A 16,112-nucleotide genomic window follows, 5' to 3' on the forward strand; every position below is an offset into this window, starting at 1 on the left:
TATAAAAAAGGTGATACTAGCGGCAATATCAAAACCAAGCAAAATTGATGCGTAAAATTAATACGCATTTCACTAGCCCGATCGCCAAGTATTTCTGAATACAGGCAAGGCAAAATTGATACTCAGTTAGCTTGGTTGATTACCAAAGATTTCTGAATACTGATATCAGGACTAAATTTGCAAACGGTGATACTAGCGGCATATCAAAACCAAGCAAAATTGATACGTAAAATTAATACGCATTTCACTAGCCCGATCGCCAAGTATTTCTGAATACAGCTAAGACAAAATTGATACTCAGTTAGCTTGGTTGATTACCAAAGATTTCTGAATACCGATATCAGGTCTGAAATTGCAAACAGTTAATTTATGAAGTTTTTGGCATTCTTGATTGCCAGATTTGGTTTTTGGAATTCAAAAACCTTGAATTTTTATTTCTACAAATATTAAATCATTATAAACATTAATACTTCATTAAGATTATTAAAGTAATGTTTAGCTACTGAAACATTTTTCAAATCGCATTATTAAAGTAAACTTAATTACTAAGTATTAATATTTAGTAAATCACATTAAATATCCCAAATAGCAGGACAAAGATGTATTTATCTTGTTCGCAGAAGCAAGGAATGAGCTTGATTGAGGATAAAGTTCGGGAAGATGAAACACAAATTATCTGAAAAATAGTATAAATACAACTAAGTGATATTCCTGGTATTTGATAGTATGAAGTTTGTGATGGGTAATCTAGGTTAAGCCAAGACTTGAGCGAACCAAGATTTACCACTTATGAAGATACATCCATCTAGCAAAGTCCGTGCATTTTCATTACACCTTGTTCTGATCGTTCCTTTCGTATTGCAAGTTTTTGCCATCGTGGGACTGGTTGGATATGTGTCATTTAAAAATGGCGAGAAAGCGGTGAACGATCTGGCGGATCAGTTGATGGAACGAACTAGTGGTGAAGTAAATCAACATTTGGATGCTTACCTGTCGATTCCCCATAAAGTTATCCAGTTAAATGCGGATGCAATTAATATGGGATTGCTGGATGTGCGCGATCGCCTCAAGGTTGGTAAGTATTTCTGGCACGAAATGCAAGCTTATGACCTAACCTTTATCAGCTTGAACCTAGCAACTGGAGAAGGAACTGGAGCCGGCCGCTACGATGGCAAAACGGTGACAATCGATGATAATGCAATCAAAACTCCAAGTCTGCCGAAAAATACGAAAACTTACTTAACAGATAATCATGGCAACCCAACCAAAGTGATGACAACCAGTACTTGGGATACCGTCAATGAACTTGCCTATACTGAACCTGTGAAAGCCGGAAAACCTATCTGGGTTCGCATTTATACTTATTACGATCCTGCTTATCCCCCCTATATTGTGGCATCGGCAGGTCGTCCGATTTATGATGCCAGCAAAAAACTGATTGGTGTTGTCGGGGCTGAAATTCACCTGTTGAAACTCAGTGAATTTTTACAAAAATTAAATGTCAGCCACTTTGGACAAGTTTTTATTATGGAGCGTGATGGTATGTTGGTTGCCAATTCTGCTCAAGAAAAGCCTTTTACTGTAGTCAATAACCAAATTAAACGCCTGAAAGCGATCGACAGCCCCAATCCGGCGGTACAAAACATTGCCAAGCAGCTTCAGCAGCGCATTCCAAATTTCCAGTCGATTACCAATACCCAAAAACTGAAAGTTAATGTTCAAGGGGAAAATTTCTATGTGCATATTGTACCTTGGCGAGACCAACATGGTTTGGACTGGTTAGTGGTAGTTGGTATTCCGGAAAAAACTTACATGGCGCAAATCCATGCCAACACCCAAATTAGTATCCTGCTGTGTTTTGGGGCGCTGATAGTCGCAACAACGATTGGCATATTTACCTCGCGTTGGATTGCCCATCCTATCTTGCGCTTGAATCAGACTACTCAGGCAATAGCATTTGGTGATTTACAACAGACACTCGAAGAAGGGAATATCAATGAACTCAACACTCTTGCTCACTCTTTTAATCACATGGCAGGACAATTGCGCGAATCCTTTGTGGCTTTAGAAAATAGTAATGCAGAACTAGAAGCGCGAGTCGAACAACGGACTGTTGAACTGAAAACAGCCTTGAGTGAATTGCAACGTACCCAAGCACAAGTAGTTCAAAGTGAAAAAATGTCTAGTCTGGGTCAACTGGTAGCAGGTATTGCCCATGAAATCAATAACCCAGTCAACTTTATTCACGGTAATCTTACTTACTTGGATGAATATACTGAAAACTTGTTACAGATGATTTATCTCTACCAAGAACGCCATTCTAGTCATGACCCAGAAATTCAAGCATTAGCAGAGAAAATCGATCTAGAATTTCTTGTGGAAGATTTACAAAAGATGCTGTCTTCGATGAAAATGGGGACTGAAAGAATTCGTAATATTGTGCTATCGCTGCGAAATTTTTCGCGTATGGATGAAGCGGAATTTAAGACAGTTGATATTCATGAAGGTATCGAAAGTACGCTCTTGATTCTGCAACATCGCCTTAAAGATAAACCAGACCGTTCAGCAATTGAAGTTATTAAAGATTATGGCAACTTGCCGCAAGTAGAATGCTATCCTGGTCAACTCAATCAAGTATTGATGAATATTTTGGTAAATGCAATCGATGCCCTTGATGAAGCAGACATCAAGCGTACCTCTCAACAGATACAAGAAAATCCCAGTCAAATTACTATCCGCACTTCAGTGGTTGATTCACAATCAATAGAAATTGCGATCGCTGATAATGCACAAGGAATGCCAGAATCGGTTCAAAACCGGATCTTCGATCCATTTTTTACTACCAAACCCGTAGGCAAAGGAACAGGTATGGGTATGGCAATCAGCTACCAAATCATTACAGAAAAGCATGGTGGGAAATTGCTATGTTTTTCTAGCCTTGGGCAAGGCACTAATTTCATAATTCAAGTGCCTATCCGCCAACAAGCTCCTGAAGGCGTCGTCAAAGTATAGACTGTTAATATCTCCCTGCCCCTCTGCCTACAAAGCGATGGGATTTTTTTTGAGTTGGAAGTCCCTTACGCGTAAACATAGCCCAAAGTAGGCATCACCTGTTCAAAGATTATGTTTACAACGCCAATTTTCAGCAATATTTAAGTATAATTGCTTGTTGATAAATTATCTCCGACATTAAAATCTTACGAATAGATTCAAATAAATAAGCATAGAGGAAAAAGTTATGGCTTTGAGCGTCACACTAGAGATCGGCAATGATGTTGCTAAAATCACTTTGTCTGGAGAATTAGATGCAATGACTGCACCCATTTTCAAGACAGAGGTAGAGAAAGCAGCAGTTGAGCATCCAAAACACCTCGTGTTGTTGATGCAAGACTTAGAATATATGGCCAGTGCGGGTCTGCGGGTACTCATTTTTGCTAAACAAACAATAGATGCTAATGCAAATATTTACATAGTTGCTCCGCAAGAAATGGTCTTGGATACACTCAAAAAAACTGGACTTGACCAAAGCCTACTTGTAGTTGATGAATATGATGCTGCTTCCTGAGAAACTCAACTAGTTACTACCAAAAAAACAAATTTACGCTGGCAAAAACTCTAATCTGCACAAGCATCAACTAGGTAGGCAATAGCATCGTCTGCAAGTGCCGCGATCGTTTCCTAACTGAGTGAAGGCTCAGAAAATATAAAATTCAAAAACATGTTTTTCTGAAACCTTAATGCCTCAACCATAAAAACACCTGGAAACACCGATGCTGAAGCTACAGCATTAATTTCTTCGAGTTGAAATACCCCATAGCGATCAAAAATGTTAACTAAACCAAGCTTAGTGACTCCAACACTTGCCAGTACTTGATTTAAGAGCATCCCCTTTGTTGCCACTGCCAGTCCAAACGCTAGCATCATACTAAATAGATCGTTGCGCTGGATATTCGTAGCGATTTGTTGTTTCACATCGCGTGCTAAATTCCAAAAAGACATACTTGGTTTTAAGGTATGAAATGTAACAGTGGATGAAGCTAATGACCCCATCTGCTCATCACTAATTATTGGTTACGTTAATTAAGAGACAATTTATAAAGTAAATTTTTAAACTACAAGACAACGCAGTATGTATTCGTCGTGAGAAGTTAAGGTCGAGCCTTTTAAAATAATTTGTTATTTAATAGATAGTTTTGGTTTACGACCTCCTCGTATAACAATAATTTTCACTTTTTTCAATTCTAATAAAGCTTGTTTTTCATGATACAATCATTGGGTATTTAAAATTAATTGTTGTAATTGTTCATACTCCCAACTAATCAAAAACTTTGTTTTTTAGGATTGTCTTCAAGATAATTCAGTATGTTGCTCATATTTTTGTGTAAAAAGATTCTCTAATATTTTTATATATTAGAATGATACTATTTTAAAGATATCTACTGTTTGGACTTTGGACAAAAAGAAGATAGTTCGCAAGTGTTCTTTCCCCTCTGCTGGCTACGAGGAAAAGTTTGTGTAGCGCACCACTAGAATTATGGCGATCGCACATAGCAATAATGCTCATAGATGATGGCTTTTATTCCAAGTGAATTATCAACTTTAAGCTTGGGGAATTGGCAGTGAACAGAAAAAATCAAAAGTCAAAAGGAAATAGTCCGTTGGTAAGGCAGTACGTTGGCGTTAGCGTTAGCGCAGCGTTAGCGAGTCATCGAGCGTCAGCGGTAGCGAGTCATCGAGCGTCGGTAATTGCGCACTTGTACTTTTTTAGGGAAACAAGCTACTTACAGCGTCTTTGTCAGCAAAAGCAACTGGTGTTTAGAAGTCAGAATGCTGCATTGCCGATCGCGCTCACCCTATGCTTCTGGTTAGGGAGCATTGCTGCCAAACCCGTACTTGGACAATCGATTGTTCCAGCTAATGATGGGACAGGGACAGTTGTAACTCAAGAGGGTAATCGCATCGATATCCAAGGAGGTAAACTTTCTGGCGATCGGGCGAATCTATTTCATAGCTTAGAGAAATTTGGACTCAATCAAGAGCAGATTGCCAATTTTCTCGCGAATCCCGATATTCACAATATTCTCACACGAGTTGTCGGTGGAGATCCTTCAACCATCAATGGATTGATTCAGGTAACTGGAGGAAATTCCAACTTATTCATTATGAATCCAGCAGGAGTCATTTTTGGGCCGAATGCCCAAATTAACCTTCCGGCTGATTTTACAGTAACGACTGCTACAGCAATTGGTTTTGACAATCGTTTTTGGTTTAATGCAGTCGGTAAAAATGATTACTCAAATTTAAATGGTAATCCCTCCGGGTTTGCCTTTGATTTCGCCAATCCTGGGACTATTATCAATGCTGGTAGTTTGTCAGTTTTAGAAGGATACAATCTGGCTTTAATCGGTGGAAGTATTATCAATACGGCTACATTGAGCGCACCTGGCGGCAATATCACTCTTGCAGCAGTACCAGGGACAAACCTGATTCGGATCTCTCAAGCGGGAAACCTGCTGAGTTTAGAGCTAGAACTACCAAGAAATACAACAGACCAACACCTAGCAATTAACCCTCTGGATTTGCCAACGCTGTTAACCCAAGGGGCTAAGGGACTAAATCTGGGTGTAAGACCTAATTTAGATGCTGGCACAGTACAGTTAACACGATCTGGTACAACTATCCCAACTGCCGCAGGAACTACGATCGCTTCTGGAACCCTAGATGTTTCTAATACAGGAGTTATGCAGACAGGTGGTACAGTAAACGTCTTGGGCGATCGCGTCGGATTGATTGGTGCTAACATTAATGCCTCTGGCACATCTGGTGGCGGCATCGTTCGGATTGGGGGAGACTACAAAGGTCAAGGTATTTTGCCCAATGCCTCACAGACGTTTGTTAGCAGTGATTCGGTAATTAATGCTAACGCCCTGCGAAACGGTGATGGCGGTCGGGCGATCGTTTGGTCAGATAATAACACTCAGTTCTTTGGTAAGATCGACGCCATCGGCGGGCTTAATGGCAATGGCGGGTTAGTAGAAGTATCTAGCAAGGGATTGCTCTTATTTCAAGGCTTAGTTGATTTGCGCTCGCCTGCGGGAGAAGTCGGCACGCTTCTGCTAGATCCGACTGATATCACCATCAGCAGCGCAACAGATACCGCCAGTATGACCTTCGGTAGTGGTATATTTGCTGACACCACCACAACCTCTTCTAATCTCAACTCGACTAGGCTACAAAATCAACTAGCTTTGAGTAATGTTACCGTTTCGACAACATCGGGCTTGGCTGGTAAAGGAGATATTACAGTCAGCAATCCAATCTCATGGAGTAGCGGTTCTTCGTTGAAATTAGCTGCCGATCGCAATATCAACATAAATGCCAACATCGGCACAACGGGTACTGCCAATACAAATCTAACGCTAGAAGCTAATAACAGTATTTTTATCAACTCAAATGCCAAGCTAACAGCCAGTGGTGTGGGGAAGTTGGATGTCACCCTCAATGCAAATCGAGACGGTATCAATGGAGGAGCGATCGCCCTCAAAAGCGGTGCTGCGATCAATTCTAATGGAGGCAATATAGTTCTGGGCGGTAGTAGTAACCCCTTAAACGAACCGGCACAAGGAACAGCAGCAAATCCCATTGGAGTCAGCCTTAATGGAGCTACTCTCAATTCTGGAAGTGGCAATATTTCAATTAAAGGTCAGGGAAACAACGCTGATGCTAGCGAGCAGAAAGGCATTTTGCTGAATAATAGCAGCATCATGGCTGAAAATGGAGATATCAGCTTAACAGGCATAGGCTACGGGAATGGAAACAACAACAACGGGATTCAGCTTAACAATAGCCTGGTAAGTTCCACGGGTACTGGGAAGATTACACTCCAAGGTACTAGTAACGCCAGAGGAGGTAGGGACAACGACGGTATTGAAGTAAACAGTAGCGCCATCACCGCGATTAAAACGGGGACAATTGCTCTAGAGGGGATTGCCGGAGTCGGGACTGATATTAGTGAGGGGATATATATCGGTCGCAATTCCAGAGTCAGTTCAACCAATGGAAATATCAGCTTCATGGGTACTGGCGGTAATGGAGAGGGAAATCGTAACTTCGGCATTTTACTGGAAGACGGCGCAGAAGTGGAATCGACGGCAACAGGAAATATAACCTTAGAAGGTGCTAGTAGAAACAGCACAGAAGGAATTAGCATTAAGAACAGTTCGATTAACCCCACTGGAACAGGCAGTGGTACGATCGCCCTCACTGCTGATGAAATGAACTTTCTTGGCTCCACCCAAATCAAAGGTACTGGTATCCTTCAGTTGCAGCCTCGTACTCCTAGCTTAGGCATTACCTTGGGTGGCAACATTAACGATGCCCGTTTAAATCTAAATGCCAGTAAATTAAACACCTGGCAAAATGGCTTTTCTCAAATATCGATCGGGCGAGATAACAGCAGCGGTAGCATTACCTTGGCAGGTGATGTGACTTTCAACGATCCGGTTACTTTGCGATCGCCCTTTGGCTCAGGTTCCATCAACACTAGTGGATTTCAACTCACAGGAGCCGACAATGCCACCCTTAACCTGCAAGCCAACCAAAACATTACCACTGGCGATGTGGTAAATCAAGGTCGAGAGATTAGAATAAGCAGTATCAATGGCAATATCAATACCAGTGCAGGAACTCTCAATACTAGTTCTACAACTGGGAATGGAGGAGCGATCGCTCTCGAAAGCGGCGATGCCATTTCTACGGGCAACCTGAACAGTTCAGGAGTTAACGGTGGTGCCATCATCGCCAAAGCTGCCACCAATATTACCACTGGCGCAATTGATTCCAGCAGTAGTTTCGGCAACGGTGGCAATATCACCCTTGACTCCAGCCGTGACATTCAAGCTACCCAGATTAACGCCCAAGGTGGGAAAAACGGTAGAGGCGGTGACATAGATATTACCGCTAGACAATTTTTCCGAGTCACAGACACCTTCACCGACAGCAACAGCAGTCTGGCTAGCATTTCCAGCCTTGGCGGTAACAGTGGCGGAGACATCACGATCCGGCATGGGGGAGGCAACTTAAATCCGTTTCAGATTGGCAATGCCTCGGTAAATGGTACAGCTGGTGCGATCGTTGGCGGGAAAATCTCTATTATCCCCCCTCCACCTGCAACTGAGACTCCACTTGTTAATTTTAATCCCGTCGATCTCAGCAATCCCTTCCCTGTTACGCAGCCACTACAAGTAACCTTTGCCTCCACACCAGCAACTGACACCAACCTACCAGAACTGGAGGAAGCCTTCACCAAGACCTTTGAGAACCATTTGGGCATCAGCAATGCCCGCATCAAAACCCTAAAAGAGGCTCAGGCTATATTGCGCCGAATTGAACAAGCCACTGGCATTAAACCTGCCCTGATTTATGTCTTATTTCAACCCAAAACCGAGCAAGACTCCAAATCTCAACAAGAGGAGACTGTTAAGCAACCACAACCTATCTGGGAGTTCAATTCTCAAAGTTTGGAGCAGCGCCGACAGCAAGTACAACCCACTACGCAACAAGCTCAAGGTAACTACCAGCTCGAACTAGTGATGGTCACTTCCTCTGGAACACCAATCAGACGGCAGATTAAGGGAGCGACGCGAGAGCAAGTCCTCAAAAACGCTCAAGAATTCCAAGCAGCTATCACTAACATTCAACGCTCTCCCCCATATCTAGCTTTGGCTCAAAAGCTCTATAAGTGGCTGCTTGGGCCTTTGGAAAAGGATTTACAAGCTCAAAAAATCACGAATCTCAGCTTTTTGATGGACGCGGGTTTACGCTCCCTGCCGATCGCCGCCCTGCATGACGGACAAGGGTTTATTGTGGAAAGATACAGCGTTGGTCTTATGCCCAGCCTATCACTTACTGACACTCGCTATGCGGATGTGAGAAATCAGCAAGTCTTAGCGATGGGAGCCGATCGCTTCCCCGATCAAAAGCCCTTACCAGCAGCTTCAGTAGAGTTGTCTTTAATCGTTAGTCAATTGTGGTCTGGTAAGTCTTTCCTCAACGAAAACTTCACAGTGGAAAAGCTCAAACAAGCCCGCGCTTTACAGACGTTTGGTATTGTCCATTTCTCTACCCATGCCAACTTTCAGCCTGGTAATATCAATAAATCCTATATTGAGTTTTGGTATAGCAAATTACTAATTAGCCAATTGCAGCAGTTGAAGTTAAGTCAGCCACCAGTGGAACTATTGGTTTTGAGTGCCTGTCGTACAGCATTAGGCAACCCAGAAGCGGAGTTGGGATTTGCAGGTTTGGCGGTGTTAGCAGGAGTGAAATCAGCGATGGGCAGTCTATGGTCTGTCAACGATGAAAGCACAATGGGACTAATGACAAGTTTCTACGAGAAATTGAAAGAAACTCCCATCAAAGCCGAGGCTCTACGGCAAGCACAGGTAGCGATGCTCAAGGGCCAGGTGCGACTAGAGAAGGGTCAGTTGGTAACAGCGAGTCAGAGTTTTCCTTTACCGCAGGAGTTAAGACAGATAGGAGACAAAGAATTTGCTCATCCTTATTATTGGAGCGGTTTCACGCTCGTCGGCAATCCCTGGTAAGGGACTTCCAGAAAATAAATTATCCAATTAACTGGGAGCGGAATGGCACGCTTGTAAAGCCCAAAGACTTATTGTACCCTCGTTCCCAGCCTGAAGGCTGGGAACGAGTTCCAAGAGGCTCTGCCTCTTGACTCAGCACGGGCTAAACTTTAGCTATCCGCTAACAGCACTCAAGTATACTTCTGAAAAGACTGATTTACTGCTTCAAAGATTTACATTCAATAGAAGTCTTTACGTGGATCATGAATTTACCAAAATCTTTTCTGTTTTTAGCGATCCTTGTTAGCGCACTTTCTCCCACCATTGTCACTTTTGCTGGCTTGCCATCACGGCGATCGCCATCCAACGTGGAGTGGAAAGTCAGTCTCAAATTCCCACCTGTAGATGACCGAGGAGCGCCCTCTCAAACATTGGGTGGAGGAACGCGTGGCTCTTCTTGTATCGATGAGAGAGGAATACCGATAACGCCTTTGATGCCGTCAAAAAATAATTTTGGGAAAACGGTTGCAGCCAATCCAACACTATATTGGTACATTCCTGAAAATACTGCCCAATCTGGAGAATTGGCTTTGACAGATGAAGCCGGAAATCAGGTTTATCTGACAACTTTTAAACTGCCTAGTACTCCTGGCATCATTAAACTGGAATTACCAGCAAATGTTTCTCTCCAAATTGGCAAGTATTATCGATGGTACTTCACGATGATTTGCGATTTTCAAGACCGCTCTCAGGATCAATTTGTCAAGGGATTACTCCAGCGTACTGAAGTAAGTTCATCCCTGAAAAATCAGCTAGCTGGGGCAGGACTTCTAGAACAGGCAAAAATTTATGCAAAGTCTCAAATTTGGCAGGAAGCACTGAATACCGTTGCTCAATTGCGCCGCGAGAAGCCAACTGAATGGGAAGAACTTTTACAATCAGTCGGTTTAGAGGCGATCGCCAAAGAACCTTTCCTTGACTGCTGCACGAGCGATCCCTAACCTCAGTACAGCTAAATATCAGCAAAGTTAAAACGGCTACTTTGCTACCCGGAAAAATTAATTTTGGTACAAACAAGATGATCTGGAGAAAGTGGAAAAAGCTACTGTGGCAATGGCGCGGTGTTTTGATTACTACTCCTAGTGTGGCTGGTGTAGTCATCTTATTACGCTTTGCTGGTTTAATGCAGCCTTGGGAGTTGGAGGCTTTTGATGGATATATGCGTCTGCGACCCCAAGAAGCACCCGACGATCGAATTGTCATTGTGGGAGTAAATCTTGCAGACATGAAAAAAATTCGTCAGCCAATCGTTCCAGATGGTCTGTATGCTCAATTGTTGCAAAAATTAAAAGCCAGGAAACCACGAGCTATTGGTTTAGATATCTACCGCGATTTACCTGTAGAACCAGGACATCAAGAATTAACCAAAGTATTTACATCTACCCCTAATTTAGTCGGGATTCAAAGAGTGGTAGGAGATAACCAACGCGAGCCAATTGACCCGCCACCAGCACTCAAAGATAAAGGGCAAGTAGGTGCAAATGATTTGGTTTTAGATCCAGATAAAAAGGTAAGACGCAGTTTGCTCTACTTAACAGATAAAAATGGAGAGACTATTTACAGTTTTGCATTATATTTAGCTTTACTTTATCTCGATGCCGAAGGTATTGCACCCCAAACTTCTGGACAGACAAAAAATTGGCAGTTAGGAAAGACAAGATTTATCCCTTTTGCTGCTAATGATGGTGGCTATGTGCGAGCTGATGACCGTGGCTACCAAATTTTAATAAATTACAGGGGGCCAGCTAGGCGCTTTTCTACAGTCACGATGACAGATATTTTAGAAGACAAGGTACCACCAGAATGGGGACGCGATCGCATTATTTTGATTGGTAACGTCAGCGAGAGTTTTGAGGATTTATTTTTCACTCCCTATAGTAGTGATTTGTTGACTTCTCCTGAACCTATGCCTGGGGTAGAGATTCACGCGAATATGGCTAGCCAAATTATCAGTGCAGCTACAGCAGGTCGCCCACTAATTAAGAGTTGGTCGCAGCCAATAGAAATAGGATGGATTTTTTTGTGGTCTTTTGTGGGTGCAAGTCTAACTTGGCAATGGCGATATGCAGGTGGGATAAAATTTTTATCCTTCCAGAAAATAACTAGCCCAATTTTGGCAGCAGGTGTGCTATTGGCTAGTACATATACAGCCTTTATCGCTAGTTGGTGGATACCTGTAGTACCACCATTATTAGCATTGTTGGGATCTGCGATCGCTATTACAGTCTACATCGCCCGTACTGCTGGAGAAATTCGTTATACATTTGGGCGTTACTTAAGCAAAGAAGTAGTCACTACCTTATTAGAAAGCCCAAAAGGTTTACAGCTTGGGGGCGAACGGCGCAAAATCACCATACTCGTCTCCGATTTAAGAGGATTTACCAGTATTTCGGAACAATTACCCCCGGAAAAGGTTGTTCAAATTCTCAACTTTTATTTAGCATCAATGGCAGATATCATTACCCAATATCAAGGAACCATTGATGAGTTTACAGGCGATGGTATTTTAGTATTGTTTGGTGCGCCTACTGCCAAAGAAGACGACACTATAAGGGCTATTGCTTGTGCGATCGCTATGCAGTTAGCAATGATGAGTATAAATGAAAAGATGCAGCAGTGGAATCTGCCACCATTAGAAATGGGAATAGCTGTCAACACCGGCGAAGTTGTTGTTGGAAATATTGGTTCTTATATCCGAACCAAATATGGTGTAGTCGGTGGCCAGGTGAATCTCACCTATCGTATTGAATCCTATACAATTGGAGGACAGATTGTTATTTCAGAATCGACATTTAAAGAAGTAGAGTCAATTGTTAAAATCTGTGGGCAAAAGCAAGTACAAGTAAAAGGAATTAAACTACCGATAAATATTTACGAAGTTAGCGGGATTATTGGAAAATACAATCTCTTTCTAACTCAAGAAGAAGAAAAATTACTACCCTTAGCTGAAGCAATACCAATAGAATATACAATTTTAGATGAAAAGCACATTGATAAAACCCTTTTTCAAGGCAGTTTAGTTAAACTGTCCACTAAGGGGGCTGAGGTACGTCCCAAGGATATAGAAAAAGATGTCATCCCTTCTTTATTCAGTAATATTAAATTAGTTTTATCACCAAATTATTCAAAAGAATTAAGCGCTGATATTTATGCTAAAGTTTTAGAAAAACCAATAGAAGATGGGTTGTTTTATATCTACTTTACTACTAAAAGTTCTGATCTCAAAGTAATTCTTAGTAAGATTTAAGTAGTTGGGATCGGGTAGGAGGCAGGAAGGAAGAGGATTTTAGCCTCGTTCATTGTTGGGAAAGGGCTAAAGGATAAGGGTTAATACCAATTTAATGTGAAGTTGCACATATCTTGATCCCCCTAAATCCCCCTTAAAAAGGGGGACTTTGATAGATGTTTTTCCGGTTCCCCCCTTTTTAAGGGGGGTTAGGGGGGATCGAATTCTATGCAGCTTTATAAAAAATTGTTATAAGGGTTTTTTTACCTTTTCTCCTTCCCCCAAAACCCGACAAGTTTTGTCTGCCGGCCTACTTAACGCTACTCTTAATCAAGCAGACATTCAATGATAGCAATAAATCTACCAAACTGTAAGCGTTTCGCGTCAGCAATATCGCATCCATCAGTTCAAAAGTTGCATCATACGCTCTACCTGAATAGTTATACGCTGCTTAATGAAATTCTTCTAATTTGGCACGTTTAATATTGGCAGATGAGAGTTGATGGTTAAACTCTGGTGATTCTGCTAAAATTAAAGTATACTCCATTGTCCTACGCAAAAAATAATTTATGCATATAATAATCTCCCTTTTGTTAGGTATATAATCATACAAAAGATAGAGATGTTAACTTATTTAATTTAATTCTTCTTAACAAGATATAAAGAAATATTACAGAAAGGAGTCGGCTATTAGCATCCAATTATTAAAGAATGTCGTCATCCCAAAATGGCATAATTCCAACATTGCTCTGGATCTCAAACGTGCCGCAGAAATTGCGGATTATTGTTTAAACAATGCCACTGCAATCGATTGCAATACTGCTTTTCCCAAGCAAGAGTTTGAGCTAATTGCTAAGGCTGGGTTATTGGCTGCACCATTAGCGAAAGAATTAGGCGGATGGGGTGCAGGAATTGATGCTAATGTTACCTACGAGCTTTTAATGCTATTAAAGCAGATAGGGCATGGCAATCTGGCAGTTGGGCGAATTTATGAAGGACATATCAACGCCCTACAACTGATTCAGACCTTTGGTTCCATAGAACAGATCGCAAGCTGCGCTGATGATGCCCGCGATCGCCAGAAAATATTTGGCGTTTGGAATGCTGAAGCCTCTGATGGTGTGAAGATAATTCCTTGTGAGAATGGGCGTTATCGGCTGGAAGGTTCTAAAACGTTTTGTAGTGGTACTGGCTATGTTGAACGTCCTTTCGTGAATGGAGTATTGCCAGAGGGCGGTTGGCAAATGTGCATTGTGCCAATGGACGAAGTGACAACTCTTAGCGATCCCGCTTGGTGGCAACCTTCTGGGATGCGAGCTACTGCTAGTTACAAAGTGGATTTTAGCGGTGTCGAGTTGGATCGGAGCTATTTAATCGGCCAGCCAGGAGATTACTATCGACAGCCTTGGTTATCTGTTGGGGTAATTCGGTTTGCTGCTGTGCAACTAGGTGGAGCAGAAGCACTGTTTAACCTAACTCGTCAGTATCTACAAAAGTTGGAATATACAAACGATCCATATCAACAGGAACGGCTTGGCAGAATGGCGATCGCCATTGAAAGTGGTAATCTCTGGCTGCGGGGGGCTGCGGATCGAGTAGCAGCCTATGCACCAGTGTTTGGTGGCGATCCCACTATTGTTCACCCGCAAGCAAACCAACTCGTCGCCTATGCCAACATGGTCAGGACAGCAATTGAACAAATTTGCATTGATGTGATGCATTTGTGTCAACGTTCTGTGGGAACTCGCGGCTTACTACCACCAAATCCGATGGAACGAATTATCCGAGATTTGACTCTATATCTGCGTCAACCTGCTTTTGATGCAGCCTTGGCAAATGTCGGGCAATATGTCTTGCATGAAAGTAATCCGGCTTCAATACTTTGGAATGATGAATGAATTTGGCTTGATTGCATTACCACTAGACAATCCTAATGTTTTGCCCTGGCGTTCAGTTAACGAGATCGCTTGTAGCCCGGTACTGATTGTTGCACCCCATCCTGATGATGAGACATTAGGTTGTGGAGGTGCGATCGCTCTATTACGGTCTTTAAATTGTCATGTGCAAGTGTTAGTCATCAGTGATGGTACTCTTTCACACCCTCGTTCCCAGAAATATCCCGTAGCTAGACTTTTAGCTCTGCGGGAAGCAGAAACGCTATCAGCATTAAAATTGCTGGGTGTAGAGGTGAATGATGTCACCTTCTGTAGAATGCAGGATGGGTCAATTTCAACACAGTATCAAAGTGCAGTAGCTAGTTGTCGTGCTTACATTACAGAAATCGCCCCACAAATTATCTTTTTACCCTGGCGATATGACCCTCATACAGACCACCGAGCGACGTGGAAGTTAATTCACACAGTGCTGAATGACTTGCCCTTATCCCCCCGATTGATTGAGTATCCGATTTGGGATTGGGACTTTGACCAACGAGAGAGTCTGCCAGTACCTCTTGAGGTGACAACTTGGCGATTGAATATTAGCGCAGTGGTGGAGTTGAAACAGCAAGCGATCGCTGCTTATCGTTCCCAAACTACAGACTTAATTGATGACGATCCAGAAGGCTTTCGCCTAACTCCCGAAATGTTAGCAAATTTTACTCATCCTTGGGAAGTTTATATAGAGGAAAACCGATGAACCCGTTACAATCTAATTCCCTACCACCCAGCTACTTTGATAAACTCTACAGCGAAAATCCAGACCCGTGGAAGTTTGAGACAAGTATTTACGAAGCTAACAAATATGCTGCCACAATTGCAGCTTTACCCAAAGATCGCTATCGGTCTGCCTTTGAAATCGGTGGTTCCATTGGCGTTTTAACTGAAAAACTGCAAGAACGTTGTGACTCACTGCTCTCAGTTGATGTATCAAAATTGGCGCAGGATAGAGCAAAAGAGCGCTGTCAGCATCTCTCCAATATCAAGTTCCAGATTATGCGTGTCCCAGAGCAATATCCTGATGAAATGTTTGATTTGACCCTAGTCTCAGAAGTTGGCTATTACTGGTGCTGGGAAGACCTGAAAAAATCCCAACAGTACATTCTGGAACACCTGGAACCTGGAGGACATCTACTTTTAGTTCATTGGATACTTTATGCCCGTGATTATCCATTGAGTGGAGATGAAGTTCATGACTCGTTTTTTGAGTTGACCCCAAATAAACTGCGGCATTTAAAAGGTCAACGGGATGAAGAATATCGACTTGATTTATTCGAGCGAGTGTAAACTACCCGACGCCGACGCTAT

General features: G+C 42.4%; 9 protein-coding genes. 8 read left to right on the forward strand and 1 reads right to left on the reverse strand.

All coding sequences use genetic code 11. The features are described from left to right. Positions 1–789 precede the first annotated feature (789 nt). Together RMZ42_RS18700 and RMZ42_RS18705 are read left to right on the forward strand one after the other, a co-directional pair. Positions 790–3,012, forward strand: a complete 2,223-nt coding sequence (locus tag RMZ42_RS18700) for a sensor histidine kinase (RefSeq protein WP_322672792.1) — start codon at positions 790–792, stop codon at positions 3,010–3,012. Positions 3,013–3,238: 226 nt separating this feature from the next. Beyond that, on the forward strand, positions 3,239–3,565 hold the full coding sequence (locus RMZ42_RS18705) for an anti-sigma factor antagonist (RefSeq protein WP_322672793.1): 327 nt from the start codon (positions 3,239–3,241) through the stop codon (positions 3,563–3,565). Between the two features lie 113 nt (positions 3,566–3,678). Here RMZ42_RS18705 and RMZ42_RS18710 read toward each other — a convergent pair whose 3' ends face one another. Further along, on the reverse strand, positions 3,679–3,999 hold the full coding sequence (locus RMZ42_RS18710; protein ID WP_322672794.1) for a hypothetical protein: 321 nt from the start codon (positions 3,997–3,999) through the stop codon (positions 3,679–3,681). 620 nt (positions 4,000–4,619) lie between these two features. Here RMZ42_RS18710 and RMZ42_RS18715 point away from each other — a divergent pair. The 6 genes from RMZ42_RS18715 to RMZ42_RS18740 all read left to right on the forward strand — a co-directional run bounded on the left by RMZ42_RS18715 (position 4,620) and on the right by RMZ42_RS18740 (position 16,091). Beyond that, entirely contained in the window at positions 4,620–9,602 is a 4,983-nt protein-coding gene (locus tag RMZ42_RS18715; RefSeq protein ID WP_322672795.1) for a CHAT domain-containing protein, read from the forward strand. A 242-nt stretch (positions 9,603–9,844) separates the two neighbouring features. Further along, positions 9,845–10,582: a DUF928 domain-containing protein gene (locus RMZ42_RS18720; RefSeq protein WP_322672796.1), complete on the forward strand. Its 738-nt coding sequence runs from the start codon at positions 9,845–9,847 to the stop codon at positions 10,580–10,582. Positions 10,583–10,659: 77 nt separating this feature from the next. Next, positions 10,660–12,888, forward strand: coding sequence for an adenylate/guanylate cyclase domain-containing protein (locus RMZ42_RS18725; protein ID WP_322672797.1), 2,229 nt, complete (start codon positions 10,660–10,662; stop codon positions 12,886–12,888). Between the two features lie 752 nt (positions 12,889–13,640). Next, positions 13,641–14,765, forward strand: coding sequence for an acyl-CoA dehydrogenase family protein (locus tag RMZ42_RS18730; protein WP_322672842.1), 1,125 nt, complete (start codon positions 13,641–13,643; stop codon positions 14,763–14,765). Beyond that, positions 14,755–15,504 carry a PIG-L family deacetylase gene (locus RMZ42_RS18735; RefSeq protein WP_322672798.1) on the forward strand — a complete coding sequence of 250 codons (750 nt, stop codon included), beginning with the start codon at positions 14,755–14,757 and terminating at the stop codon, positions 15,502–15,504. Before RMZ42_RS18730 ends, RMZ42_RS18735 begins: the two co-directional genes overlap by 11 nt. Next, positions 15,501–16,091, forward strand: coding sequence for a class I SAM-dependent DNA methyltransferase (locus RMZ42_RS18740; RefSeq protein WP_322672799.1), 591 nt, complete (start codon positions 15,501–15,503; stop codon positions 16,089–16,091). Before RMZ42_RS18735 ends, RMZ42_RS18740 begins: the two co-directional genes overlap by 4 nt. Positions 16,092–16,112 lie beyond the last annotated feature (21 nt).

The organism is Nostoc sp. DedQUE05, from assembly GCF_034530955.1.
In the GTDB taxonomy this organism is placed as follows: Bacteria; Cyanobacteriota; Cyanobacteriia; order Cyanobacteriales; family Nostocaceae; genus Nostoc.

What these genes read in the sequence shown, in the direction of transcription:
- RMZ42_RS18700 (WP_322672792.1), top strand. Translation starts at nt 790, where the DNA reads ATGAAGATACATCCATCTAGCAAAGTCCGTGCATTTTCATTACACCTT.
- RMZ42_RS18705 (WP_322672793.1), top strand. Translation starts at nt 3,239, where the DNA reads ATGGCTTTGAGCGTCACACTAGAGATCGGCAATGATGTTGCTAAAATC.
- RMZ42_RS18710 (WP_322672794.1), bottom strand. Translation starts at nt 3,999, where the DNA reads ATGTCTTTTTGGAATTTAGCACGCGATGTGAAACAACAAATCGCTACG.
- RMZ42_RS18720 (WP_322672796.1), top strand. Translation starts at nt 9,845, where the DNA reads ATGAATTTACCAAAATCTTTTCTGTTTTTAGCGATCCTTGTTAGCGCA.
- RMZ42_RS18725 (WP_322672797.1), top strand. Translation starts at nt 10,660, where the DNA reads ATGATCTGGAGAAAGTGGAAAAAGCTACTGTGGCAATGGCGCGGTGTT.
- RMZ42_RS18735 (WP_322672798.1), top strand. Translation starts at nt 14,755, where the DNA reads ATGATGAATGAATTTGGCTTGATTGCATTACCACTAGACAATCCTAAT.
- RMZ42_RS18740 (WP_322672799.1), top strand. Translation starts at nt 15,501, where the DNA reads ATGAACCCGTTACAATCTAATTCCCTACCACCCAGCTACTTTGATAAA.